This window comes from Nonomuraea sp. NPDC047897 (genome assembly GCF_043204415.1).
In the GTDB taxonomy this organism is placed as follows: Bacteria; Actinomycetota; Actinomycetes; order Streptosporangiales; family Streptosporangiaceae; genus Nonomuraea.
This window is the reverse complement of the sequence record NZ_JBIDCC010000003.1, coordinates 418,721-440,771: the sequence shown is the minus strand read 5'-3', so window position 1 is coordinate 440,771 and position 22,051 is coordinate 418,721. Positions and strand designations below refer to the sequence as shown.

Below are 22,051 nucleotides of genomic sequence, written 5' to 3'. Positions count from 1 at the left end.
CTCCGCGGGGTTCGTTACGCTCGAAGATCCATAACAGGAGGGGATCGTCGTGCTCATCCGGTTGCTCGGGCCGGTCGAGGTGGAGCGTCCGGGCCTGACCCGGCCCGTGCAGCCGCCGCAGGTGGCGCTCGCGCTCGCCGCGCTCGCCTGGGAGGCCGGCCGGGTGGTGTCCGTCGAGACGCTCCTGTCCCGGATCTGGGGCGAGGAGGTGCCGGCCGGCGCGCGGCGCACCCTGTACACGATCGTCACGCGCATCCGCCGCGACGTGCTGGCGGGTGACGGCGCCGTCGTCCGCCGGCCCGGCGGCTACCTGCTCGACGTGGACGAGTCCGCGGTGGACGTGACGCGGTTCAGGAGCCTGGCCGGCCGGGCAACGGCGGAGCCGGACCCGGCCGCGCTGCTGGACGACGCTCTGGCGTTGTGGCGCGGCGACGCGCTGACCGGGCTGCCCGGCGCGTGGGCCGAGCGTGCCCGCCACCGGCTGCGCGACGAACGCAAGGAGACCGTGCTGCGGTGGGCGCGGACGATGACCGGCCGTGACGCCGCGGCCGTGGTGGCGGTGCTGTCGCCGCTGGCCGACGAGCACCCGCTCGACGAACTCCTGGCGGCCGCGCTGGCCGAGGCGCTGCACGCCTCGGGGCGGACCGCTGAGGCGCTGGCCCACTTCGCACGGGTACGCCGGACGCTCGCCGACGAGCTGGGGGTGGAGCCGGGCGCGGCGTTGCGGCGCGTCCACCGGAGCCTGCTGCGGTCCGGCGACGCGCCCGAGACCGGTCACGTGGTCCCGGCCCAGTTGCCGGTCGGGCTGAGCGGCTTCGTCGGCCGGGCGGCGGAGCTGCGGCAGCTCACCGCGAGCGTGGCCGTCGAACGGCCGGTGACCGCGGCGGTCTGCGCGATCTCGGGACCGCCCGGGGTGGGCAAGTCGTCACTCGCCCTGCGCTGGGCTCACCTCAATCGCGACCGCTTCCCCGACGGGCAGCTCTACGCCGATCTCGGCACGGTCGATCCGGCCGACGCCGCCATGGTCCTGCCCCGGTTCCTCGGGGCGCTCGGGGTCCCCGAAGCCCGGGTGCCGTCGGACGTCGAGGCCCGGATCGGCCTCTACCGCAGCATGCTGGCCTCCCGGCGAGTGCTCGTGGTGCTCGACGACGCCCACGGCGCCGACCAGGTACGACCGCTGCTGGCCACCGCGCCGGGGTGCCTGACGCTCATCACCAGCCGTTCGGAGCTGTCCGGTCTCGCGGTCACGGCGGGCGCCGCATTGGTACGTCTGGACGTCCTGCCGGAGGAGGACGCCCACCGCCTCCTGGCGGCGCGGCTGGGGCCGGAGCGGCCGGCGGCGGAGCCCGAAGCCGCCGCGCTGATCGTCCGCCGGTGCGGCCGGCTGCCGCTGGCCCTGGCGATCGTCGCGGCCCAGCTGGCGCGGCGCACGGACCTGCCGTTGGCGGAGGTCGCCGCCGATCTCGCGCGCGGCGGCGCGGATCTGGAACCGTTCGCCCACAGCGACCCGGCGATCGACCTGCGCGCGGTGTTCGGGCGCTCCTGCCGCGACCTGCCCGAGCTCGCGCTGCGGCTCTTCCGGCGTCTCGGGCACCACCCGGAGCCGCGCCTGCCGCTCGCGGCGGCGGCGAGCCTGGCCGCCCTGCCGGTGGAACGCACCCGGGAGCTCGCCGCGCACCTCGAACGCGCCAACCTGGTCGACCTCCGCGCGCGCGGGCGCCTGCATCTGCATGACCTGCTGCACGCGTACGCCTCGGAGCAGGGTCGCGCCGCCGACGGCGGCGCGGCGCGGCGGGCGGCGTCACGGCGGCTGCTCGACTACTACCTGCACACGGCCCGCGCCGCGAGCGAGGTCTGCTACCCGCACCGCGAGAAGCTGAGCCTGCACGCGCCGGCGCGGGGCGCCGCGGTGGAGCGGTTCGCCGGGCAGGCTGAGGCGCTGCGCTGGTTCGCCGAGGAGTCGGCGGCGCTGCCGGCGTTGCTGGCGGAGGCGACCGCGGCCGGGCTGGACCGGCACGTGTGGCAGCTGGCGTGGGCGTTCTCGGAGTTCATGCAGCGCCGCGGCCCGTGGGAGCAGATCCTGCGCGTCCAGCCGGTGGCGTTGGAGGCGGCCCGGCGGCTCGGTGACCCGCTGGCGGAGGCCCGCTGCCACAACTGCATCGCGCGCGCGCATGTCAGGCTCGGCCGGGACCTGGAGGCGGTCGAGCACTTCCAGCGGGCGATCGAGCTGCACCGCCACCTCGACGAGCCGTTCCTGCACGCGCACCTCCACCTCGGCCTGTCGATCCCGCTGCACCGGCTGCGGCCCGGCGAGGTGCTGGACCACATGCTGCGCGCGCGGGAGCTGTTCCGGCAGGCCGGCGACGTCATCGGCGAGGCGCGGGCGCTGAACAACGCGGGCTGGCTGCGCGCCCAGCACGGCGAGTACGACCAGGCGCTGGCCGACTGCCGCCGCGCCCAGCGCATCCTGGCCGAGCACGGGTACGCGCAGGGCGAGGGACACGCCTGGGACAGCATCGGCTGCGTGCTGGAGGCCAGAGGCGACGTGGCGCAGGCGGCGGCCTGCTACGAGCGGGCGGTGGAGCTGCTGCGCGGCTGCGACGACCTGCATCCGGCCGCCGAGACGCTGGTGCGGCTCGGCGAGATGCACGACAGAGCGGGTGACATCGGGGCCGCGCTCGGCGCCTGGAGACGGGCGGCCGAGTGTTACGAGGCCCTCGGCGACGCCCAGGCCGACAAGGTCCGCGCCCGCATCACGGCCTACGACCAGCACACGTGACCAGCACACGTGACCAGCACACGTGACCAGCACACGTGACCAGCACAGGCAGGCCGTTCAGAAATCGTTGAGAAATCGCTCAGCCCCCGCGTGCAGGCTGCCACGAGCGGCGGGGACGGCGGCGCGGAGCCGCCGTCCCGCCGCTCCGGCGGGCGAGGGCCCGCCGGTATCGCTCACATGGAGGTTCGATGCGCGTCATCTCCCGAATGGCTGACCGGGTGCTCGAAATGATCGCCCCGCACACGGTGGCGCGGGCCGCCGACTGCGGCTACCAGTGCTGCAGCTTCCCGGCGTTCACCGCGAAGTACTGCTGCTACTACCCGAGCGGCCGCGTCTCCTGCGGCTCGTGCCAGCGGAACGTCTACTGCTCGTAATCGCTCGCACGCAGCGACGATGACCGGTGCCCGGCGGTGCTCGGCCACCCTGCCCTGCCCGGCCGGGCACACGCATGTGACTTTTCGACACGGAGGTGTCTTGTGTCCATCCTGATCGCCATCGCGGTCCTTGTCGGCATCCTGTGTCTGGCGTGCCTGCTGCTGACCCTCGCCGTGGTGCGGCGGCTGCGCGAGCACACGAAGCTGATCGACGCGCTGTACGAGGCCGTCGACCTGGGCGGGCTGGGCGGAGCCGCTTCGGGAGGAGTGCCCGTCGGCGAGCTCGTCGGCGACTTCGCCGCGACCACGGTGGACGGCGGCCGCGTGCGCCGCGACGTGCTGCCGGAGGGGACGGTCGTGGCGTTCCTGTCGCCCGACTGCGCGGGCTGTCACGAGCAGCTTCCCGAGCTGGCCTCCTGGGCGGCGGGCCAGGACCGCTCACGGGTGCTGGCGGTGGTGGACGGCCGCTCGGGTGACCCCGCGCCGCTGGTCTCGACGCTGTCGCCCGTCGCGCAGGTGATCGTGGAGGACGCGCCCGCGCAGGTCGCCGACGCGTTCAAGATCCAGTCGTTCCCGACGTTCTGCCAGGTGGGCGCGGGCGGCAGAGTGCTCGCGACGGTCCGCCGCGTCTCTCGGCTGCCGGCCGGGTCCGCGGCGTGAACGGCCGCCGGCCGGGGACGGCGCCGACGTCCCGGGAGCTGGCGGGATGCGCGGCACGCGCCGCCGGGATGGTGTGGCGGTCGGCGCCGCTGCACGTCCTCGGGTACCTGGCGGTCACCCTCGTGGGCGCCGCCGCCCCGGTCGCGGTGGCGTGGCTGACGAAGACCGTGCTGGACAGCCTGGCCGGCCGCCGGGCCGGCGAGCTGCTCGGCCTCGCGGTGGCGATCGCCGTGGTGACCACGGCCGCCGCGGCGGCGACGCAGGCCGCGCAGTACCTGCGGGCCGAGGTGGACCGCCGCACGGCGGTGCGGGCCAAGGACGAGCTGTTCGCGGCGGTGACCCGCTTCACGGGGCTGGCCCCGTTCGAGAGTCCGGCGTTCCTCGACCGGATGCGCCTCGCCCAGCAGAGCGCCACCAACCCGGGCCGGCTGGTCGACACCGCGACGTCCGCGGCGCGCAGCGCGGTGACCGTCGCCGGTTTCGTCGGATCGCTGCTGCTGATCAGTCCCGCGTTCACCGGCCTGGTCCTGCTGTCGGCCGTGCCGGCGTTGCTCATCGAGCTGCGGCTGTCGCGGCAGCGGGTCGCGATGCTGTGGCGGATCGGGCCCGCCGAGCGCCGGGAGATGTTCTACGCGCACCTGATGTCGACCGCGGACGCCGCCAAGGAGATCCGCCTGTTCGACCTCGGCGGTTTCCTGCGGCTGCGCATGCTGGCGGAGCTGCGTACCGCCAACGCCGCGCGCCGGACGATGGACCGGCGGGAGTTCGCCGTGCAGGCGGGCCTGTCGGGCGCGTCGGTGGCCGTGGCGGGCGCGGGACTGGTGTGGACGATCGTCGCGGCCGGGCGGGGGCAGCTCAGCGTGGGCGACGTGTCGATGTTCGTGGCGGCTGTGGCCGGGGTGCAGGCCGCGCTCAGCGTCGTGGTCTCGGCGGGCGTGATGGCCTACGAACAGTTGCTGACCTTCCACCACCACGTCGCGATCGTCACCGCGGGCCCCGACCTGCCGCTTCCCCGCCGCCCTGAACCGCTCCCGCCGCTGCGGCGCGGCATCGAACTGCGCGACGTGTGGTTCCGCTACAGCGACGACCACCCGTGGGTGCTGCGCGGCGTCGACCTGTTCATCCCGCACGGCAGTACGGTCGCGCTCGTCGGCCGCAACGGCGGCGGCAAGAGCACGCTGGTGAAGCTGCTGTGCCGGTTCTACGACCCGACGCGCGGATCGATCCTGTGGGACGGCGTGGACATCCGCGACGTGGCGCCGGAGACGCTGCGCGCCCGGATCGGCGTGGCCTTCCAGGACTTCGTGGCCTACGAGCTGTCGGCGGCCGAGAACATCGCGGTGGGTGACCTGGCCGTCGCCGGGGACCAGGCGCGGGTCGAGCGAGCGGCCCGGGACGCCGGCGTCCACGACACCGTCGCGGCCCTGCCGCACGGCTATCGCACGCTATTGAGCCGCGAGTTCGCTCCGGACCAGGACGGTGAGGGGGCGGAGGGGGTGCCGCTGTCCGGAGGGCAGTGGCAGCGGGTGGCGCTCGCCAGGGCGTTCCTGCGCCGTGACCGGGACCTGATGATCCTCGACGAGCCCAGCGCCGGCCTCGACCCCGAGGCCGAGTACGAGGTGCACAGTCAGCTCGCGACGCTGCGGGCCGGGCGCACCAGCGTGGTGATCTCCCATCGCCTCGGCGCGGTGCGCGACGCCGACCGGATCGTGGTCCTGGCCGACGGCATCGTCGCCGAGCAGGGCACGCATGCCGCGCTGCTGGCCGGCGGCGGCACGTACGCGCGGTTGTTCGCCCGGCAGGCCGCCGGCTACCGCGACGAGATCCCCTCGGCGGGGGTGTCGCGGTGATCGGCGTCGTCGCGGCGATCGCCGGCGCCGTGTGCCTGCTGGCAGCCGTCCGGGTGCGCCGGCGGTACGTGGTGGTGACCGTGGACGGCGAGAGCATGCTGCCGACGTTCCGGCCGGGCGAGCGGCTGGTCGTCCGGCGGACGCCACCGCCCGAGCTGCGTGCCGGGCTGGTCGTGGTGTTCGCCGGGTCGGACCCTCCCCCGCCGGCCGGTCACCCGGGCACGCGCTGGATCATCAAGAGGGTCGCGGCGGTACCGGGTGACCCGGTACCGCGGGACACCGTGCCCGCGCTGCGGGACGAGCCGGGGGCCCGGGTTCCGCCCGGCCGGCTGGTCGTGCTGGGGGACAACCCGGACCGCTCGTACGACTCCCGCCACTGCGGCTATGTGACGACGGACGGTCTGCTCGGCGTGGTGCGGCGCAAGGTGGAGCAGCGCCCGGGCCGCGGCGGGCGGTGAGGGCGCCGGCGTCCTGCCCGCAGGAGCCGTCAGGAGGCCGCATCCGATGTGGGGGCCACCCGCTCGAGGTTGGTCCAGCCCGTCCAGCCTCGCCGCCGCAGCAGCTCGATCAGCCGGCGCGCCGACGGCACGGTGTCGAACGCCAGCGTGTCCATCAACGCGGCGAGCGGCGAGGCGAGGTCGACGTCGCCGACGTAGTCCTCGCCCCGCTCGTCGGCCATCCGCGTGAGGTAGGTGGCCAGCTTGTCGGCCAGCTCGACCAGCCGCGGGTCGTCGTCGGCGCGGTCGAGAGCCCGGCTCAGGGTGAGGTAGAAGTCGATGAGCTGCGGGTCGTCGAGCTGCTCCCGCTTGCGTGCCATCCACTCCGGGACGCGTGCGGGTGCGTGCGCGGCCAGCGGGATCCAGCCGTCGCGCTCGGCCTGGACGATCCGCTCGTCGACCCCGAGCGCCCGCAGCCGGTCGAGATACGCGACGACCTGTGAGGGCAGCGCCAGGCTGTCGCCGGAGGTGAGCCGGGCGATCGCCTCGCGGTGCCGCTGCCGTTCGCGGATTTCCGCCCGCAGCCGCCTGTCGATGTCCGCGATCGCCGCGGCGAACTCCTCCTCCCCCGCCCGCAGCAGCTCCCGCACGCGGGCCAGCGGAACCCCGGCCTCGGCGAGGGTCCGGATCCTGATCAGCTCGACCACGGCGCCGCCGTCGTACCTGCGGTAGCCGGAGTGGTCCCGCTCGGGCTCGGGCAGCAGCCCCTTGGCGTGGTAGTGCCGCACCGCGCGCACCGTCACTCCGGCGTACGACGCCAGCTCGCCGATGGTCAGCATTACTCCAGTCTCCAGGTGTCGCTCAGGAGGTCGCCTGGCCGGCCGGGCCTTGCGCACCTCGGATGATCCGCGCGATTTCGGGGGCGTGGGTGAAGACGAGCTGGTGGTCGGCGTCGAGCCAGGTGGCGGCGATGTGCGGCTGCTCGCGGACGAGCCGCTCGACGCCGGCCCGCCAGATCTGGTTGAACCGCGGCGCGGGGCCTTCGGCGCTGTCGCCGGCCATCGAGGTCGACATGATCATGCTGATGGGCCGGTCGATCTTCTTGTAGCGGTCGAGGATCTCGGACCGGACACCCTCGATCTGGAGGTTGAGGTCGAGGATCTCCTGGGCGGTGAGCAGCACCTGACGTGCGGTGCCCCGTTCGGCTTCCTGCTGTGTCGCCAGATCCTCCCACATGGCGCGGAAGGCCGGCAGGACGGCATCGGTGATGAACGGTTCGGGCACCGGGTTCGCCCCGTCGATGAGCACCAGCTCGGCGATCGTGCCGGGATGCTCGGCGGCGTAGTGCACGGCCAGGTCGGCGCCCAGCGAGTAGCCCACCAGCACGGGCGCCGCTGACAGGCCGAGGCCTCGCAGCTCCGCCAGCACGGCGGCGAGATCGCTGAGGAAGTCCTGGAAGGCGTACCGGCCGGCGGCCGAGGCCAGGCCATGGCCCCGCAGGTCGAAGGTCACGACGTCGTGGTCGCGCCGCAGCAGCTCGGTCAGCTCGCGCAGGTGGGCCTGCGTCGCGTTCAGGCCGGGGCACAGGACCAGCGGTCGTCCCCGGCCGCCTCGGGTCACCGGGATCGTGACGCCGTCGTGGTGGATCGTGAAGTGCCGCATCGTCGTGTCGCCTGCCCCGGCCCGCTGTCCGTCATCGTCGTGCTCTCCGTACGTCGTGCGCGTTTGCGTGGTCATGCCACCATGCTGGGAGCTTGACCGTGCGTCAGGGTCAAGCCGAACAGCTCGACGCCGACGCGACCTTGTGCGGAAGGGCAGCCGTAGACGATCATGGTCTCTCATGACGAAGAAGATCCTTTCCAGCGTCGCCGGTGTCGTTCTCGGGGCCGCCGCCATCGTGGGCAGCACCGCCTCCCCCGCCGCCGCGGTGGGCAGCTGCTCCAAGACCTCCAGTTCCAGCCACTCGGTCAGCGTCAGGTGCACCAGCGGACATGAGACCTACTTCCGGGTCTACGGCTACTTCTGCTCCACCTCATCCTGCTCGTACCGGCCGGGCAGCCTGGTCCCCCTGGGCCACACGAGCAAGGCGACCAGCAGCGCCTACTACAGCGGCAAGTGGTACGTGAAGGGCTGCTACGTGACCAGCGGCTGCTGAGCTCACGGACGAGCCGGCACTGACGAGCCGGCACTGACGAGCCGGCACTGACGAGGCCGCCCCGCCCCGCCCCACCGGGACGGGGTGGGGCGGGCCGGGGGCTTGGGTGGCCCTCATCGCGGCAGAACGGCGACCGGTTCGGCGGAGAGCGTGACCTCTACCGTGATGTGCGGATTTTCCGGTTGCGGGAGCTGAAGCCCACGCGTGAACTCCTCCGCATCGTCCGGCATCACCTTCGGCTGAAGTGTGACCTTGACGTGGCCGGTCTCCTCGTCGGAGTGCGTCATCATCGTGGCCACCTCAGGACGGGACCGGAGCCGGGAGACGACCGCGTTCTGGGTCCGCCGGAGCTCCGCGGCCGAGAATCCCTTGCCGCCGATCAGGGTTACCTCCATGGGCAGGGTCCTGGCCAGTTCGATCGCGCGAGGCGGGATGGGCCCCTTGAAGCCGACACGGAGCCCCGGCTGGTGGTCGACGTATCTGACGCCGGCGATCTCGTCGGGGAACTCGGCACGAAGCTTGTCGATCACCCGGCTGTTGGACGACTGTGAGCCGAAGCGGTCGATGGCCTCCTCGTAGGAGATGCCCTCTGACCTGGCGACGGTCCCGAGGTCGACCAGTTCGGCGTAGGGAATGCCGTCGATCGTCACGTCCGGGTCGGTCACCGCAGGGTCGTGACCCTCGAAGTTCGTCGGCTTGGGCGACGACGTAGCAGCCACCCTGGTCGCGTACCGCTTGACGACCTCCTCCAGAGGGCGGCCCGACGACGCCGCCTCTCGCTTGAGCCGCTCCAGGGTGGGCCGATGCGCCTGGGGCTGATCCGCCCTCCGCAACACGATCGTCTCGGCCCCGGCCACAGGCGATATCGAACCAGGACCAGCCTGGCCGCAGGCGCACAACGACGCGAGCACCGCGATGACGGTCAACCGCGATCTCTTCATATCTGATGGACGCGCCACCGGCCCGGAGGGTTCATCCAGGCACCCCACCCGGTGGGGGCGGTCAGGACGCGCCTCCACCGCGCCCTTGGGCGAGATCGTCCCGCTCAGGGGAGGGCGCCGGCGGGGGCCCGGAGGAGCGCATCGGGCGTGCCATCACCCCGGTGGTGGGGCCGGGTCGATGACCACCCGATCGCGCCGGGTGGCCAGGGCCGGCGCCGCGGCGACGAGGTAGGGCCAGCCGACCAGCCCCAGGACGGTGGAGCAGTCGTGCGGTGCGGAGGTCACGAGCTGGGCGACCGGCTCGAAGAGCGCGGGGACGAGCAGCACGACCGCGAGGACCGACCCCGTCACGCGGCCCCCGAGCACCGCGCCGATCGCGGCCATGCTGATTGGGATGCCCGCGTCCGTGGCCCTGGACAGGTAATCGGCGGCCTCCGCCCAGGGGCCTGCGAGCTGCGCCGAGCAGCCGGGGAGGCTGCCGGAGCGGGTGGAGATGAGCACGGCCGACGTGGTCCCGGCGAACGGGATGAGCACGACGCCCGTCCAGCAGAGCGCCCGCAGCCGGGGCAGGGCCGCCTGCCGCTCCCCGCGGGCCGACAGAAGGGCGACGACCACGACCGCCTGGCACAGGAGCGGCATCCAGGGGGCGAGCTGCGGGCCGCAGGGGCTCGGGTGGGGGATCACGAGCGTGGACGCGTTGATCGCCAGCGACACCGCCGCGGTGATCGCGCCGAGCACCGGGAACCGTCGTGGCGCCCAGACGGCGAGCAACGCCAGCACGGCCGGCAGCGCGGGGACGGTCCACAGGGCAGCGTCCCAGATCGCCGCGCGCAGCGGGGCCGGCTCGGGCCAGGCGGCCGGAGCCCAGCCGCAGGAGACGCCGGAGTGCAGAGAGAGCAGGACGCTCGGCGCGGCGGCGGCCAGGATGGCGAGGAGGCGGAACATCGGCTACGACCGATCGAGCAGACGAGTCCGGGAGGACACCGCCAGCACCGCCGCGAGCAGGTACGGCCCGTCGACCAGCTCCAGGGCGCTGGAGCAGTTGTGCGGGGCGTCGGACAGCAGCCAGGCGGCGGGCTCGAAGAGTGCGGGCACCAGCAGCACCAGGCCGCAGAGCGGTGCGGCCCGATACGCGAAGAGCACGGCGCCGATCGCGGCGGCCGCGACCCAGCAGTAGAGGCCGTGGGCGGTGTCGAGGTGGTAGAAGGCCAGCGCCCACGTCCCCTTCGTGTCCGCGTAACAGCCGACGTCGCTGCTGGGGGTGTTCCTGGCCAGGGTCTGGACGAGCGCGAGCAGCACGACCGCGCTCCAGATGACCGCCCGTGGCCATGGCGCCCGCCGCTCCGGGCGGGTCCGTAGGAACGCGACGACGGCGACCGCCTGGCAGGCCAGCACAGCGCCGAACTGCGGGCCGAAACCACCGGTTCCGAAGACGGCTAGGGACGCCACGGTGAGCGCCAGCGCCACGGCCGCAGCGGTCGCGCCGGCCCTGGGCAGCCACCGCGGCACCCAGAGCGCCAGGAACGCCAGCAGGACCGGTAGGTAGGCGGTGGCGTAGCCGTGGGCCGTCCCGATCGCGAGCCGTAGTGGGTCCGGCTGTGGCCGCTCGTAGCCGAACCCGCCGTAGCTGTGGATCATCAGGAGGGATAGGAAGGTCGGCGCGGTGGCCGCCAGGATGGCCAGGTGACGGGTCATCGGCAGCCTCTCGCGCGAGGTCGATCAGAAGTTGATCAGCGGAGAGCGTACCGGATCGTGACGACAGGATGATCTCGACGTGCACGGCCGGAAGTGGCGAGGTGGGTGCGCGACGACCAGGGGTCGAGGCTGCGGGCGACGTCAGTGGCTGCCGGACAGTTCGCCGGACAGGTTGCCGTGCATGCGGGCGCTGGGCTGGTTGAGGCCGATGATGCGCACGGTTTTCCCGCGGGCGGCGTACTTGGCTTCGACGGCGTCCAGGGCGGCGACGGAGGAGGCGTCCCAGATGTGGGCGTCGGTCAGGTCGATGACCACGTCGTCGGGGTCGTCGGCGTAGTTGAACTGGGAGACCAGGTCGTTGCTGGAGGCGAAGAAGAGTTCGCCGGTGACGGCGTAGACGACCTGGCCGCCCTCGGGATCGAGGCAGGCGGTCACGTTGGCCAGATGTGCCACCCGGCGGGCGAAGATGACCAGGCCGGTCAGCGAGCCGACGACCACGCCGATGGCGAGGTTGTGGGTGGCGACCACGACGGCGACCGTGACGACCATGACGCCGATCTCACCGGCGGGCATGCGCCTGAGCGTGGCCGGGGCGATGGAGTGCCAGTCGAAGGTGCCGAAGGAGACCAGGATCATGACGGCGACCAGGGCGGCCATCGGGATCTGGGAGACCATCGGGCCGAAGACGATGCACAGCACCATGAGCATGACGCCGGCGGTGAAGGTGGACAGCCGGGTGCGGGCGCCGTTCTTGACGTTGATCATGGTTTGGCCGATCATGGCGCAGCCGCCCATGCCGCCGAAGAAGCCGGTGACGATGTTGGCGATGCCCTGGCCGATGGACTCGCGGGTCTTGGAGGAGCGGGTGTCGGTGATGTCGTCCACCAGCTTGGCCGTCATCAGCGACTCCATGAGCCCGACGAGGGCGAAACCGAGCGCGTACGGGGCGATGAGGGTGAGGGTGCCGAGTGTGAAGGGCACGTCGGGCAGGCCGGGGACGGGCAGCGCGGAGGGCAGCGTACCGCGGTCGCCGACGGTGGGCACGGCCAGGTGGGCGCCGATGGTCAGCGCGGTGAGCGCGGCGATGGAGATCAGCGGGGCCGGGACCACCTTGGTCAGCCGGGGCAGGAACACCATCAGCGCGAGCGCGACGGCGACCAGCGGGTAGACGATCCACGGCACGTCGACCAGCTCGGGCACCTGGGCCATGAAGATGAGGATGGCCAGGGCGTTGACGAAGCCGACCATGACGCTGCGCGGCACGAAGCGCATCAGCTTGGCCACGCCGAGCGCGCCGAGCACGATCTGGATGAGGCCGCCGAGGATGACGGTGGCGATCAGGTAGCCCAGGCCGTGTTCGCGAGCCAGCGGCGCGACGACGAGGGCGATGGCGCCGGTGGCGGCGGAGATCATGGCGGGGCGGCCGCCGGCTATGGCGATGACCACGGCCATGGTGAAGGAGGCGAACAACCCGACGCTGGGATCGACCCCGGCGATGATCGAGAACGAGATCGCCTCGGGGATCAGAGCCAGGGCGACGACCAGACCGGACAGGATCTCGGTGCGGGCCACCGAGGGCTTCAGCCATTCCGGGCGGCCGGGCCGCAGCCGAGCGGTCAGGGTCGCGGGCGGACGGGCGGGGACGGATGAGCGAGACAACAGGTGTCCTTCACGGGTGAGACAGCCCTCGACGGGGCGGGCGGGCAGCGTGCCACCGGCCCGGGGCAGACGGCAGCACGGAAGGGAGGCGGCCGGTCAGCGGCCGTAGGGCGCGGCGGGGGCGGTCAGCGGCCGTAAGGCACGCTCGCGGGCGGCCTGGCGATCGGAGAAGGGGCCAGGCGATGACGTCAGCGGCGCTGCCGCCGGCAGGTCACGGCGGGCAGCAGGCGGTGGCGATCAAAGGCATGCGCGCGTCGGTGTTCCTTGCCTCGTGTGCGGGGGGTGGCGCCCGGCCGACGCCGCTGCATGTCGTGGGCCGGATGCGCCTCGGAGGCGGGATGTCCGGCCTGTGCCGGACGCCCCGTGGGGTCCGGCCTTTGGTAACTCTACCTTGACGTTAAGGTAGAGACGGTGGCGGGGCTCGCCTGCCCGATCCTCATCCCTACGTAGGCGGAGGGGGCGGCACATGCGGGTGCGGCAGTCCTTTCACGCCTTCGCCTTCGCCGAGGAGGCCATCGCGGCCCGGCTGCGCGTCCTGTACGCCGACTTCCACCGCCAGATGGCCGACCTCGTCGCCCGGGACCAGCAGGCAGGCCGCATCTCCGCCACCCACGACCCGCACGCCGCGGCGCTGGCCCTGGTGGCTCTGGCCGAAGGGCTCGCCGCCTACGTGCTCACCGGGGTCACCGCCGCGGCCACCGCCCGCCGGCAGGTGCTGGCGGCCATCGCGGACCTCTACGACTGAGTCCTCGGCAGCGGCTCTCCCCCGTCGGCGGTGTTCGCGTGCCGCTCAGCCTTCGTTCAGGAGCCGAGGGGGGCCGGACGCCTTCTGATGACCCACTCGGCCACGACCATGTTGATCACCCAGCCGGCGCCCAGGAGGAGAGCTCTGGCCAGTTCGCCCGGGGTGCCGGCGATCAGGTGCCAGGCCGACTGGGTCAGCGCCTGCGTGCCCGCGCCCAGGCCGATCGCGTAACCGCGGATCATCCAGGCGCGGTGCCGGGCGAGCTCTCCCCGCCGGACCGCGAGCAGGCCGAGGACCAGGGACGCCGCCATGGCCGTGCCGAACACCAGCCTGAAGGCGGCGAGCAGCGGGCCGTCATGCTCCGGGAGGGCGGAGAAGAAGGTCAGCCACAGCCCGGTGAGGGCGGCGACGAGCCCGCACGGGACCAGCAGCCGCCCGGCGACGCGGTGCCAGCCGGGCTGTCCGCGGCGTAGCCGGGGGACGAACTGGAAGGCGCCCAGAACGGTGTACGCGCTCACGCCGATGATGTGCAGCACGATCGGGACGGGGGCGGCGAGGAACCGGGCGTTGTCCGGCGTGGCCGCCGCGCCGCCGGTCAGCTCGGCCAGGCGCAGGCCGCCGGCGAGCACCGGCACGGCGCTGAGCGCGATCAGCGCGGCCACCAGCCGTCCCGCTCTCCCCCGGTGCACGCTCGTATCGGTCATGCCCCGATCGTGCCGCAGGAGGAGGCGGCGGATCATCGGCGGAACGGCCCGTTCTGTCCTGGCCGACCGTCCGCGCATCGGGCGTACTTTCGCCCGATGACTGTTGCCGCTGATCGAGCCGGGCCCGGCGGGTCAGGGCAGGGTCAGGGCAGGGTCAGGGCAGGGTCAGGGCAGGGTCAGGATGCGTGGGCCCTGGTCGGTGATGGCGACGGTGTGCTCGATGTGGGCGGCCCGGCTGCCGTCGGTGGTGTGCAGGGTCCAGCCGTCGGCGCCGGTGCGGTAGGTGTTGCGCCCGCCGCTCATGAGCATGGGTTCGATGGCGAGGACCAGGCCGTGGCGGAGGGGGAAGCCGCGGCCGGGGCGGCCGCGGTTGGGGACGTGGGGGTCTTCGTGCATGTGGCGGCCGATGCCGTGACCGCCGAAGTCGGCGGGCATGCCGCAGGCCGCTTCGCGGGCGACGGTGTCGATGGCGTGGGAGATGTCCCCGATGCGGTTGCCGACCTGGGCGGCGGCGATGCCGGCTGCGAGGGCCTGCCGGGTGGCGTCGATCAGGGCGAGGTCCTGGGGGCGTGGGGTTCCGACGGTGAAGGTGATGGCCGCGTCTGCGGCCCAGCCGTCGAGTTGGGCGCCGCAGTCGATGCTCACCAGGTCGCCGTCGCGCAGCCGGTATCCGGTGGGGATGCCGTGTGACACGGCGTCGTTGACGGAGGTGCAGATGACGGCGGGGAAGGGGGTCGGGGCGAAGGGCGGCCGGTATCCGAGGAAGGGGGATCCGGCTCCCGCCTCGGCCAGGACCGCCCGGGCCGCTTCGTCGAGTTCCCGCAGGGACACCCCGATGCCGGCCGCTTTGCGGACCGCGGCCAGGGCGCGGGCCACCACGCGGCCGGCTTCGCGCATGGCGTCCATCGCGGCATCGGTCTTGATCTCCACCATGCTGTGACTCCCGGCCCGTCGAGGTCCAATACTTATACCGGTATTAGTATCACGGACGGGGCGAGGGCCGCTGTGACGCCGAACGTGGCCGGGGTCAGCGCAGCGGGTCGAACGGGCGCAGGGCGGCCGACTGCTTGCCGGTGGTGATCTGCTCGGCCAGCAGGCGGCCGGTGGCCGGGCCGTGGGCGAGACCCCACATGCCGTGCCCGCCCGCCACGTAGATCCCCGGGGCGCTCGTCGCGCCGACCAGCGGGATCCCGTCGGGGGTGACCGGTCGCGGGCCCACCCAGACGTCGGTGCGCTCCTCCCAGCGCACCCCCTCCAGCAGAGGGCGCGCGGAGGCGATGATCGCCTCCAGGCGCGCCGGGACGCGCGGGGCGTCGGGGTCACGGAACTCCATGGTGCCCGCCACCCGCAGCCCTCCCTGGTACGGCGTGCAGGCCACCCGCACGTCCGGCAGGTAGATCGGGCCGGGCACGGGACGGTCCACCGGCACGGTGAAGGAGTAGCCGCGGCCGGCCCGTACCGGGACGCGCACCCCCCACCGGCGGGCAAGCCGCGGCAGCCACGCGCCGGTGGCCAGCACCACCGCGTCGGCCGACAGTGGCGTGCCGTTGCGGGAGACCACCACGACCTTGCGGTCGTCGGTGCGCACGTCGGCGACCTCCAGCGCGTAGACGGTGGCGCCGCGGGCCATCACGGCCTCGCCCAGCGCGCGCACGAAGGCGCCCGGGTCCACGTAGCGCTGCCCGTCGATCCGCACGCCCGCCTGGAGCCGGTCGGAGGCGAGCGGCAGGCACTCGGCCAGCCGGTCGCCCTCCAGGGCGACGTGGTCGACGTGCTGCCCGGCCCCGGCCAGCCGCCGCAGCTCGCGCAGCAGCCCTTCCGCCTGCCGGCGGGTGCGGAAGGCCGCGGTGATCGGCGCCGGCACGGTGGGCGCCTGCACCCCGTTGCCGGTGAGCACGTCGTACGCCTCGATGCTCTCCTCGTTCAGCGGCAGGTTGTCCCGTACGGCGCGCGTCCACGACGACCACCGGCAGTTGGCGGCGAACCGGAGCAGGAAGGACCACAGGCCCGGATCGACGGTGGCGGGGATGTGCAGCGGCGCGGCCGGGTTCAGCAGCGACCGCAGGCCGTAGCGCAGCACCGACGGCTCGTTGAGGGGGATGGCCAGGCCCGGCGCGATCCACCCGGCGTTGCCCCACGAGGCGCCCGCCGCCACGCCGCCGCGGTCGACCACGTCGACCTGTACGCCGCGTTCCTGCAGGAACCACGCGGTCGACAGGCCCACGATGCCCGCGCCCACCACGATCACCGATCGCGGCCAGTTGCCGATGCGCTCGGCGCTCATTGCCCAACCTCCACCCGGGACGGAATTCGCTGCCGAGGCCAGCATGGCTCCCCCGCCCGCCCGGAGCGTTGTACGCCGCCTACAATCGGGTGGCTGCCGTTGTGGACCTGCTACAACGGCTCGGCGGCCAGCATGATGATCATTGCCAGGCGTTTGCCGGCGTCGTCCAGGTCCAGCGGCGTGATCTCGCTCATCCTGCGCAGCCGGTTGCGGACGGTGTTCGGGTGGACGCCCAGCCGTTCGGCGGCCACGCCGAGGTCGCCCTGCGCCTCCAGCCAGGCCCGCAGCGTGGCCACGTAGTGGGTGGCGTGGGCGGTGTCGTGCCCGCGCAGCGCGCTCACCGGCCCCCGGGCCGGGGTCCGGCCGGTCCGCGCCGCGGCGCGCAACCGCTGCAGCAGGATGTCGTCCCAGGACTCGTCGTAGGTCGGCGGCGCGACCCGCGGCCCGACCGTCTCGTGCAGCGCGAGGCACTCGTCGGCCTCCTGCCGGCTGGCCGGCAGCTCCGCCGCGTGCGCGGCGGCGCCGATCCCGGCCGCGATCCGCACCTGCGACGGGAGCGCGGCACGCAGGCCGGCGACCCACTCGCGGGCCGCGTCGGACCCCTCCCCCGGCAGGACGGTGTAGAGCGTGTCGCCCAGCAGCGTGCTGCGTCCCGGCCGGGACCAGCCGAAGCCGGTGGTCGCCTGCTCGAAGGCCAGCAGCAGCGCGGCGTGCAGTTCGGTGGCGTGCGCGCGCACCGCGATGGCCCGCATCGTCGTCTGCGGCAGCCCGAGCCGGCTCACCACGGTCGCGGCGTCGGCGCTGCCCTCCAGCAGCCGGATCACCAGGTCGGACTCCACCTGCCGTTCCAGGTCCGCGCTGGCCCGGGAACGCAGCAGGTGCAGCGCCACCGTGCGCGCGCCGTCCGCCAGTGCGCGGTGGCGCGCCCCGGTCAGGGGGCTGCCGCAGGTCACCCAGACCGACCCGAGCAGCTCGCGGCCCGCGCGGACCGCCACCGCCATCCGGCCGGTCAGGCCGTGCCGCGGGTCGGGCTCGACGAACACCGGTTCGTCCGCCGCCGCCAGCCGGGCGAACACCCCGCGCGCCTGGAACAGCTCGCGCAGCCGGTCAGGGACCTGCCGGGCCAGGATCGTCTCCAGCCGGGCCGGATCACCGGCCTGCTGGGAACGCGAGTACGCCAGCACCCGCGAGAGCCGGTCCTCGATGGTCACCGCGCCGTCCACCAGGTCCGCCAGGCTGTCGGCCAGCGCGAACAGGTCCGTCGGGCCGCGCCCCGACTCGGTCTCGCGCCCCTCCAGCACCAGCCCGTAGACGATGCCGGCGAGCTGGCTCCAGGACACCTCGGGGTCGACCAGCAGCACGGCCACTCCCTCCCTGTCACCGGCCGCCGCCGCCTCCCGCTCGGCCTCCGCCCCGGCGCGCACCAGGACCGCCGTGGCCCGGGCCGACACCGCCCACCGCACCGCCTCGGTGACCGAGGCGGCCCCCACGGCCAGGAGCACGTCGCCGGAGACCCTGCTGTCGGTCTCGTCCGGCATCGCGACGCTGCGCAACTGCGTCGAACGCGTCCCGGGTCCGCTGCACAGACGCACCCCGTACCCGCCCAGCACGTTGACCAACCGGTCCAGCCTGACCACGGGCGTCCACCTCCGCTGAGAAGCCACCCGACGATAACCCGCGGCGCCCGGGTACAAGCGTGCCGAGCCTGGAGGAAGCGGGCGCGCGGTCGTCACCTGCCGGCCATTTTTGCCTTCCTCATATACGGGGGTGATGGAGGGCTGGTACGGCGGTGCCTAGATTCCGAATCCCCGTAGGAATCACGTCAGGTGGCCACCGTTGAAACACAACCGTTCGAGCCTCGCCCACCAGGCCCGCTACGCGCTGCGCAACCCCCAGAAGATCGCGCCGCACCTGCGCAGGCTGGCCCGCGACACCTGGCTGCGGCTGAGCACCCGCGACCACGTCGCCTACTACCGGGCCGTCATGAAGTCTGACACCGCGCGCAGCCCCGAGGGCGCGGTCGGCTCGCACAGCCACGAACGCTGGCTGGCGCTCGGCCGCATGCAGTTCGACTACCTGCTCGACCACGGGCTGAAGCCGGAGTTCAGGATGCTGGAGATCGGCTGCGGCAACCTGCGCGCCGGGCGCCTGTTCATCGACCATCTGCACACCGGCAACTACTACGGCATCGACATCTCGCCCGACATCCTCATCGCCGCCCAGGCGACGCTGGTCGAGCACGGCCTGCGCGACAAGCTGCCGCACCTGACGCCGGTGCGCGACCTGCGGTTCGCGTTCCTGCCGGACGAGCACTTCGACGTGGTGCACGCCCACAGCGTCTTCTCGCACTCGCCGCTGCCGGTCATCGAGGAATGTTTCGCCCACGTCGGCCGGGTGATGCGGCCGGACGGGTGGTTCGACTTCACCTTCGACCGTACCGAGGGCAAGGAGCACCACGTGCTGCGGGAGGATTTCTACTACCGCACCGAGACGCTCGTGGCGCTGGCGGACCGGTACGGCCTGGACGCGAGGTTCATGGACGACTGGGAGAAGCTCCCGCACAAGCAGTCGAAGATCCGCGTCACCCGGAGATCCTGAGTCCCGCCGGGCGCGGCAGGCTCCGATGTGGCCGGCGCTCAGGTGGCCGGCAGGGCGGTGGCCAGCAGGACGATGCCGACGGAGCCGACGAGCGAGGCCACGGCCAGCGCCCGCGCGGCGCCCGCCCGCCCCGCGCCGCTCGCCCAGCCGTGCAGGCCGGCCGCCAGCATGACCGCGCAGAACAGCAGCAGCTTCGCGGCCAGCACCCGCCCGTAGCCCGGCTGCAGCAGCGAGGCCCACGTGACGCCCTTGTGCACGGCGATGGCCACGCCGGTGCCGAGCTGCACGGGCAGGAACACAGCCGCGGTGAACAGCCCGAACCGCCGCCCGACCGCGCGCAGCACCACGGCCCGGCGCTCGCCGTCGAGCAGCCGCCGGGCCGTCGGCAGCACGACGAGCGAGACCGTGAGCTGCCCGCCGACCCACAGGGCGGCGCCGAGGACGTGCAGGAAGCGGACGACCGACCACCACGTCACGGCGCCGTCACCTCGAAGATCCCGTGCGCGCCCGCCTCGGCGCGCGGCATGGCGTGGTCGACGAACGGGTAGTGCCCGGCCTCGGGGAAGACCCACTCGGTGAACCCGCCCTGCGCGGGCGCCAGGTCCAGCACCTGGGCGCCGCCCGGCCGGCCCGCACGCAGCAGGTAGGCGCCCTCCTTGTAGACGGTGTCGAACCGGACGCCCACCACGTGGAAGGCCGTGCCGGTGCCGGGACCGGCGGCCACCACCCAGGCGCGGACGCGCTCGCCCGCCCGGGCGGCGATGGGGGCGTGGTCGTAGCCGGCGGCGGTGCCGTTGAACATCCAGCCGTCGGGGCGGCTCTCCCGGATCCTGGCGGCCTGGGCCGCGTCGCCCGGCCGGCCCAGGTACAGCTCGCCCTGCACGAGCACGAACTCCCGGTCGACCGGTTCGAGGTCCGGCGGGTCGATGATGACCGCGCCGTACATGCCGTGGGCGATGTGGTGGCTCATCGGCATGGTGGAGCAGTGGTAGAGCCACGCCCCGGCCCGGTCGGCGCGGAAGCGGTAGGTCAGCCGCCGCCCCGGGTCGATGGTGCGCATGGGCCCGTCAGGCGCGAGCGCCCCGGCGTGGAAGTCGATGCCGTGCCCGATCGTGCCGTCGTTGACGAACGTCACGACGAACACGTCGCCCACCTTGCCGCGCAGTGTCGGCCCCGGCAGGGTGCCGCCGAACGTCCACACCGTGCGGCGGACGCCGGGGGCGACCTCCTGCTCGGTCTCCTTCACCCGGATCTCCACCTCGTGCGTCCCGCCGCCGGGAGCGGGTGGCAGGACGGGATCGTACGGCTTCCAGCCGGGCGACATGGGCGCCCCGAGGTCGGGACCCGCGCCGGCGTGTGCGGTGTGCCCGGCCTCGCCCGCCCCGGCGGCGCTGGCGGCGGAGGTGGGGCTGATGCGCATGGTCATGCCCGCCGCCCGGTGGCCCGCGACCGTGCACCAGCCGTCCACCGGCCCGGCCAGCGGGGCGAGGGTGAGCACGGCCGTGGCGCCGGGGGCGAGCATGGGGGTGCGTTCGCCGGTGGACAGCCGCAGGTCGTGCCGCTGCGCGTCGGCGTTGGTCACGCGCAGCGTCAGCACGGTGCCGGGTGCGGCGGTGAGGGTCGCCGGCCGTACCCGCATGCCCGACAGCGTCACCTCGACGGTCCGCGCGCCGCCCGGCGCGACGTCGAGCGCGGCCGGTGCGCCACCGCCGGACATCGCCACCGCGACGGCGGCGGCGGTCAGCAGGCAGCCGGCGACCAGCCCGGCGTGCGCGGGCGACACCCGGCCGCGCCGTCGCAGGAGGGCGGCTGCGGCCAGCGCGACGAACGCGGCGCCCGGCGTGAGCACGAGGGTCCATCCCGCCAGGCCGAACGGCTCGGGCAGCGGCAGGGCGAGCAGCGCCACCCCGAGGTTCGCCGCCGCCAGCCGGTACGGCCAGCCGCGTTCCAGCAGCGCCGCGTTCTCCTTGAACCGGGCCGGCCCGCCCCCGAGGACCGCCGGCAGCAGGTGCATGAGCGAGCCGAGCAGCGCCTGCGCGACGAACCCCGCCAGCAGCAGCGGCAGCACCGGCTCCAGGGCGACCGCCACGCCGTCGGGCCCGTGCACCGCGACCAGCACGAGGTCCGCGACGAGCGCGACCACCAGCCAGCAGCCGCCCGCCGCCAGCGTCCAGGCCGCCCCGGTGTGCGGCCTGCGCCGCCGCAGGGTTTCCACCAGCGGCGTCAGCGCCACCGCCACGCCCGCCGCGTACACCGCCAGCCCGGCCACCGCCACCCAGCGCAGGCCGAGCAGCAGCCCGGCCACCGTCACCGTCAGGCCGGCGACCGTCGGCCACAGCGCCGCCCGCGAACAGCGTCGGGTCACCTCGGACAGGCGCGTCCGCAGCACGGTCGGCCACAGCGTGAACAACGTGCCGAGCACCGCGAACGTCACCCAGCCGAACAGGTTGACCTCGACGTGGGCGGCATACAGCCGGGCATGCGCCACACCCTGCGCCACCCGCGCCACACCCTGCGCCGCGCCGTGCCCGCCCTGTCCGGTGTACCCACCCTGCCCGGTGTGCGCGGCGAGCAGCCCGCCGAGGGCGCCACCGGCCGCGAGCGCTCCGGCGGCGGCCAGGTACCAGCTGATGACGTGCCCGAACCGGCCCGGCAGCGCCCGTCTGACCATCCGGGCCAGCACCGCGGCGTGCCAGCCGGCCACGCCCACGACCACCGCCGCCCCGGCCGCCGCGACGGGCCACGGGCCCACGGTGACGCCGGCCAGCACGGCCACGGTGGCGGCGTTCAGCGCGGCCAGCCGGGCGAGGCTCGCCCGCCGGCCGGGGCCGCGGGCGCGCAGCAGCGCGGTGGCGAAGTGCTCGCTCCAGATGAGGATGGCGGTGCTGACCGCGCCCAGCAGGAAGAGGTGGACGACCAGCCAGCGGGGCGCGGGCAGTTCCCCCTGCGCGAGCGCGGCCACGACGGTCAGGCCGAGCCAGACCACCACGATCACGTTCGCCCGAAGATGCCACGACGCGCGCGACCCGGCCGGCCTGTCGGCGCTCTCCTTGTCGGCTCTGACGATGACCTCGACGGGTGGCATGCCGGCTTCCTCCTTCTGCGAGCCGGGAGCACGCGACCCCGGGTCGTGCCGCGTCCGCCCGTGGTCGGCCGGACCATGAGCACGC

Annotated in this window: 19 protein-coding genes and 1 pseudogene; 8 read left to right on the top strand and 12 right to left on the bottom strand. The window is 73.8% G+C overall.

The features are described 5' to 3' along the window. Nucleotides 1-49: 49 nt before the first annotated feature. The 5 genes from ACGF0J_RS09030 (at nucleotide 50) to ACGF0J_RS09010 (ending at nucleotide 6,121) form a co-directional block, all read left to right on the top strand. Nucleotides 50-2,779 carry a BTAD domain-containing putative transcriptional regulator gene (locus tag ACGF0J_RS09030; RefSeq protein WP_393143574.1) on the top strand — a complete coding sequence of 910 codons (2,730 nt, stop codon included), beginning with the start codon at nucleotides 50-52 and terminating at the stop codon, nucleotides 2,777-2,779. Between the two features lie 188 nt (nucleotides 2,780-2,967). Beyond that, complete coding sequence (locus ACGF0J_RS09025; protein ID WP_393143572.1) at nucleotides 2,968-3,153, top strand: hypothetical protein; 186 nt, start codon at nucleotides 2,968-2,970, stop codon at nucleotides 3,151-3,153. A gap of 102 nt (nucleotides 3,154-3,255) precedes the next feature. After that, nucleotides 3,256-3,813 carry a hypothetical protein gene (locus ACGF0J_RS09020; protein ID WP_393143570.1) on the top strand — a complete coding sequence of 186 codons (558 nt, stop codon included), beginning with the start codon at nucleotides 3,256-3,258 and terminating at the stop codon, nucleotides 3,811-3,813. Beyond that, the gene (locus tag ACGF0J_RS09015) at nucleotides 3,810-5,663 is read left to right on the top strand and encodes an ABC transporter ATP-binding protein (protein WP_393143567.1); all 1,854 of its coding nucleotides are present in this window, start codon (nucleotides 3,810-3,812) and stop codon (nucleotides 5,661-5,663) included. Before ACGF0J_RS09020 ends, ACGF0J_RS09015 begins: the two co-directional genes overlap by 4 nt. Beyond that, nucleotides 5,660-6,121, top strand: coding sequence for a S26 family signal peptidase (locus tag ACGF0J_RS09010; protein WP_393143564.1), 462 nt, complete (start codon nucleotides 5,660-5,662; stop codon nucleotides 6,119-6,121). Before ACGF0J_RS09015 ends, ACGF0J_RS09010 begins: the two co-directional genes overlap by 4 nt. A 29-nt stretch (nucleotides 6,122-6,150) precedes the next feature. On the opposite strand, the gene ACGF0J_RS09005 is transcribed toward ACGF0J_RS09010, so the two are convergent. Both ACGF0J_RS09005 and ACGF0J_RS09000 read right to left on the bottom strand, forming a co-directional pair. After that, entirely contained in the window at nucleotides 6,151-6,939 is a 789-nt protein-coding gene (locus ACGF0J_RS09005) for a MerR family transcriptional regulator (RefSeq protein ID WP_393143562.1), read from the bottom strand. Nucleotides 6,940-6,961: 22 nt separating this feature from the next. Further along, on the bottom strand, nucleotides 6,962-7,837 hold the full coding sequence (locus tag ACGF0J_RS09000) for an alpha/beta fold hydrolase (protein ID WP_393143560.1): 876 nt from the start codon (nucleotides 7,835-7,837) through the stop codon (nucleotides 6,962-6,964). Between the two features lie 103 nt (nucleotides 7,838-7,940). Here ACGF0J_RS09000 and ACGF0J_RS08995 point away from each other — a divergent pair, with 103 nt between their 5' ends. Next, nucleotides 7,941-8,255, top strand: a complete 315-nt coding sequence (locus tag ACGF0J_RS08995; RefSeq protein WP_393143558.1) for a hypothetical protein — start codon at nucleotides 7,941-7,943, stop codon at nucleotides 8,253-8,255. Between the two features lie 113 nt (nucleotides 8,256-8,368). Here ACGF0J_RS08995 and ACGF0J_RS08990 read toward each other — a convergent pair whose 3' ends face one another. From ACGF0J_RS08990 to ACGF0J_RS08975, 4 genes are all read right to left on the bottom strand, one after another. Next, nucleotides 8,369-9,112: a hypothetical protein gene (locus ACGF0J_RS08990; RefSeq protein ID WP_393143556.1), complete on the bottom strand. Its 744-nt coding sequence runs from the start codon at nucleotides 9,110-9,112 to the stop codon at nucleotides 8,369-8,371. A gap of 237 nt (nucleotides 9,113-9,349) precedes the next feature. Continuing rightward, nucleotides 9,350-10,141 (bottom strand): hypothetical protein, encoded by a 792-nt coding sequence (locus tag ACGF0J_RS08985; protein ID WP_393143554.1) that lies wholly within the window; start codon nucleotides 10,139-10,141, stop codon nucleotides 9,350-9,352. A gap of 3 nt (nucleotides 10,142-10,144) precedes the next feature. Continuing rightward, on the bottom strand, nucleotides 10,145-10,891 hold the full coding sequence (locus tag ACGF0J_RS08980) for a hypothetical protein (protein ID WP_393143551.1): 747 nt from the start codon (nucleotides 10,889-10,891) through the stop codon (nucleotides 10,145-10,147). Nucleotides 10,892-11,032: 141 nt separating this feature from the next. Further along, nucleotides 11,033-12,550, bottom strand: a complete 1,518-nt coding sequence (locus tag ACGF0J_RS08975; protein WP_393143548.1) for a SulP family inorganic anion transporter — start codon at nucleotides 12,548-12,550, stop codon at nucleotides 11,033-11,035. 457 nt (nucleotides 12,551-13,007) lie between these two features. On the opposite strand from ACGF0J_RS08975, the pseudogene ACGF0J_RS08970 reads away from it, so the two are divergent. Then, nucleotides 13,008-13,295, top strand: a pseudogene (locus ACGF0J_RS08970) (TetR family transcriptional regulator C-terminal domain-containing protein); the annotation flags it as partial. Nucleotides 13,296-13,351: 56 nt separating this feature from the next. Here the strand turns inward: ACGF0J_RS08970 and ACGF0J_RS08965 are convergent. The 4 genes from ACGF0J_RS08965 to ACGF0J_RS08950 all read right to left on the bottom strand — a co-directional run bounded on the left by ACGF0J_RS08965 (nucleotide 13,352) and on the right by ACGF0J_RS08950 (nucleotide 17,920). Next, nucleotides 13,352-13,999 (bottom strand): DUF2306 domain-containing protein, encoded by a 648-nt coding sequence (locus ACGF0J_RS08965; protein ID WP_393143546.1) that lies wholly within the window; start codon nucleotides 13,997-13,999, stop codon nucleotides 13,352-13,354. Between the two features lie 165 nt (nucleotides 14,000-14,164). Then, nucleotides 14,165-14,932: a type I methionyl aminopeptidase gene (gene map / locus ACGF0J_RS08960; protein ID WP_393143544.1), complete on the bottom strand. Its 768-nt coding sequence runs from the start codon at nucleotides 14,930-14,932 to the stop codon at nucleotides 14,165-14,167. A gap of 94 nt (nucleotides 14,933-15,026) precedes the next feature. Further along, nucleotides 15,027-16,283: an NAD(P)/FAD-dependent oxidoreductase gene (locus ACGF0J_RS08955; protein ID WP_393143542.1), complete on the bottom strand. Its 1,257-nt coding sequence runs from the start codon at nucleotides 16,281-16,283 to the stop codon at nucleotides 15,027-15,029. A 110-nt stretch (nucleotides 16,284-16,393) separates the two neighbouring features. Continuing rightward, entirely contained in the window at nucleotides 16,394-17,920 is a 1,527-nt protein-coding gene (locus tag ACGF0J_RS08950) for a PucR family transcriptional regulator (protein ID WP_393143539.1), read from the bottom strand. Nucleotides 17,921-18,119: 199 nt separating this feature from the next. Between ACGF0J_RS08950 and ACGF0J_RS08945 the strand changes: the two genes are divergently transcribed. Next, nucleotides 18,120-18,881, top strand: a complete 762-nt coding sequence (locus ACGF0J_RS08945; protein WP_393143537.1) for a class I SAM-dependent methyltransferase — start codon at nucleotides 18,120-18,122, stop codon at nucleotides 18,879-18,881. A gap of 38 nt (nucleotides 18,882-18,919) precedes the next feature. On the opposite strand, the gene ACGF0J_RS08940 is transcribed toward ACGF0J_RS08945, so the two are convergent. Both ACGF0J_RS08940 and ACGF0J_RS08935 read right to left on the bottom strand, forming a co-directional pair. Further along, the gene (locus ACGF0J_RS08940) at nucleotides 18,920-19,357 is read right to left on the bottom strand and encodes a hypothetical protein (RefSeq protein WP_393143535.1); all 438 of its coding nucleotides are present in this window, start codon (nucleotides 19,355-19,357) and stop codon (nucleotides 18,920-18,922) included. Next, a complete protein-coding gene (locus tag ACGF0J_RS08935; RefSeq protein WP_393143533.1) occupies nucleotides 19,354-21,966 on the bottom strand; it encodes a multicopper oxidase domain-containing protein in 2,613 nt (870 codons plus the stop codon). Before ACGF0J_RS08935 ends, ACGF0J_RS08940 begins: the two co-directional genes overlap by 4 nt. Nucleotides 21,967-22,051: the final 85 nt, after the last annotated feature.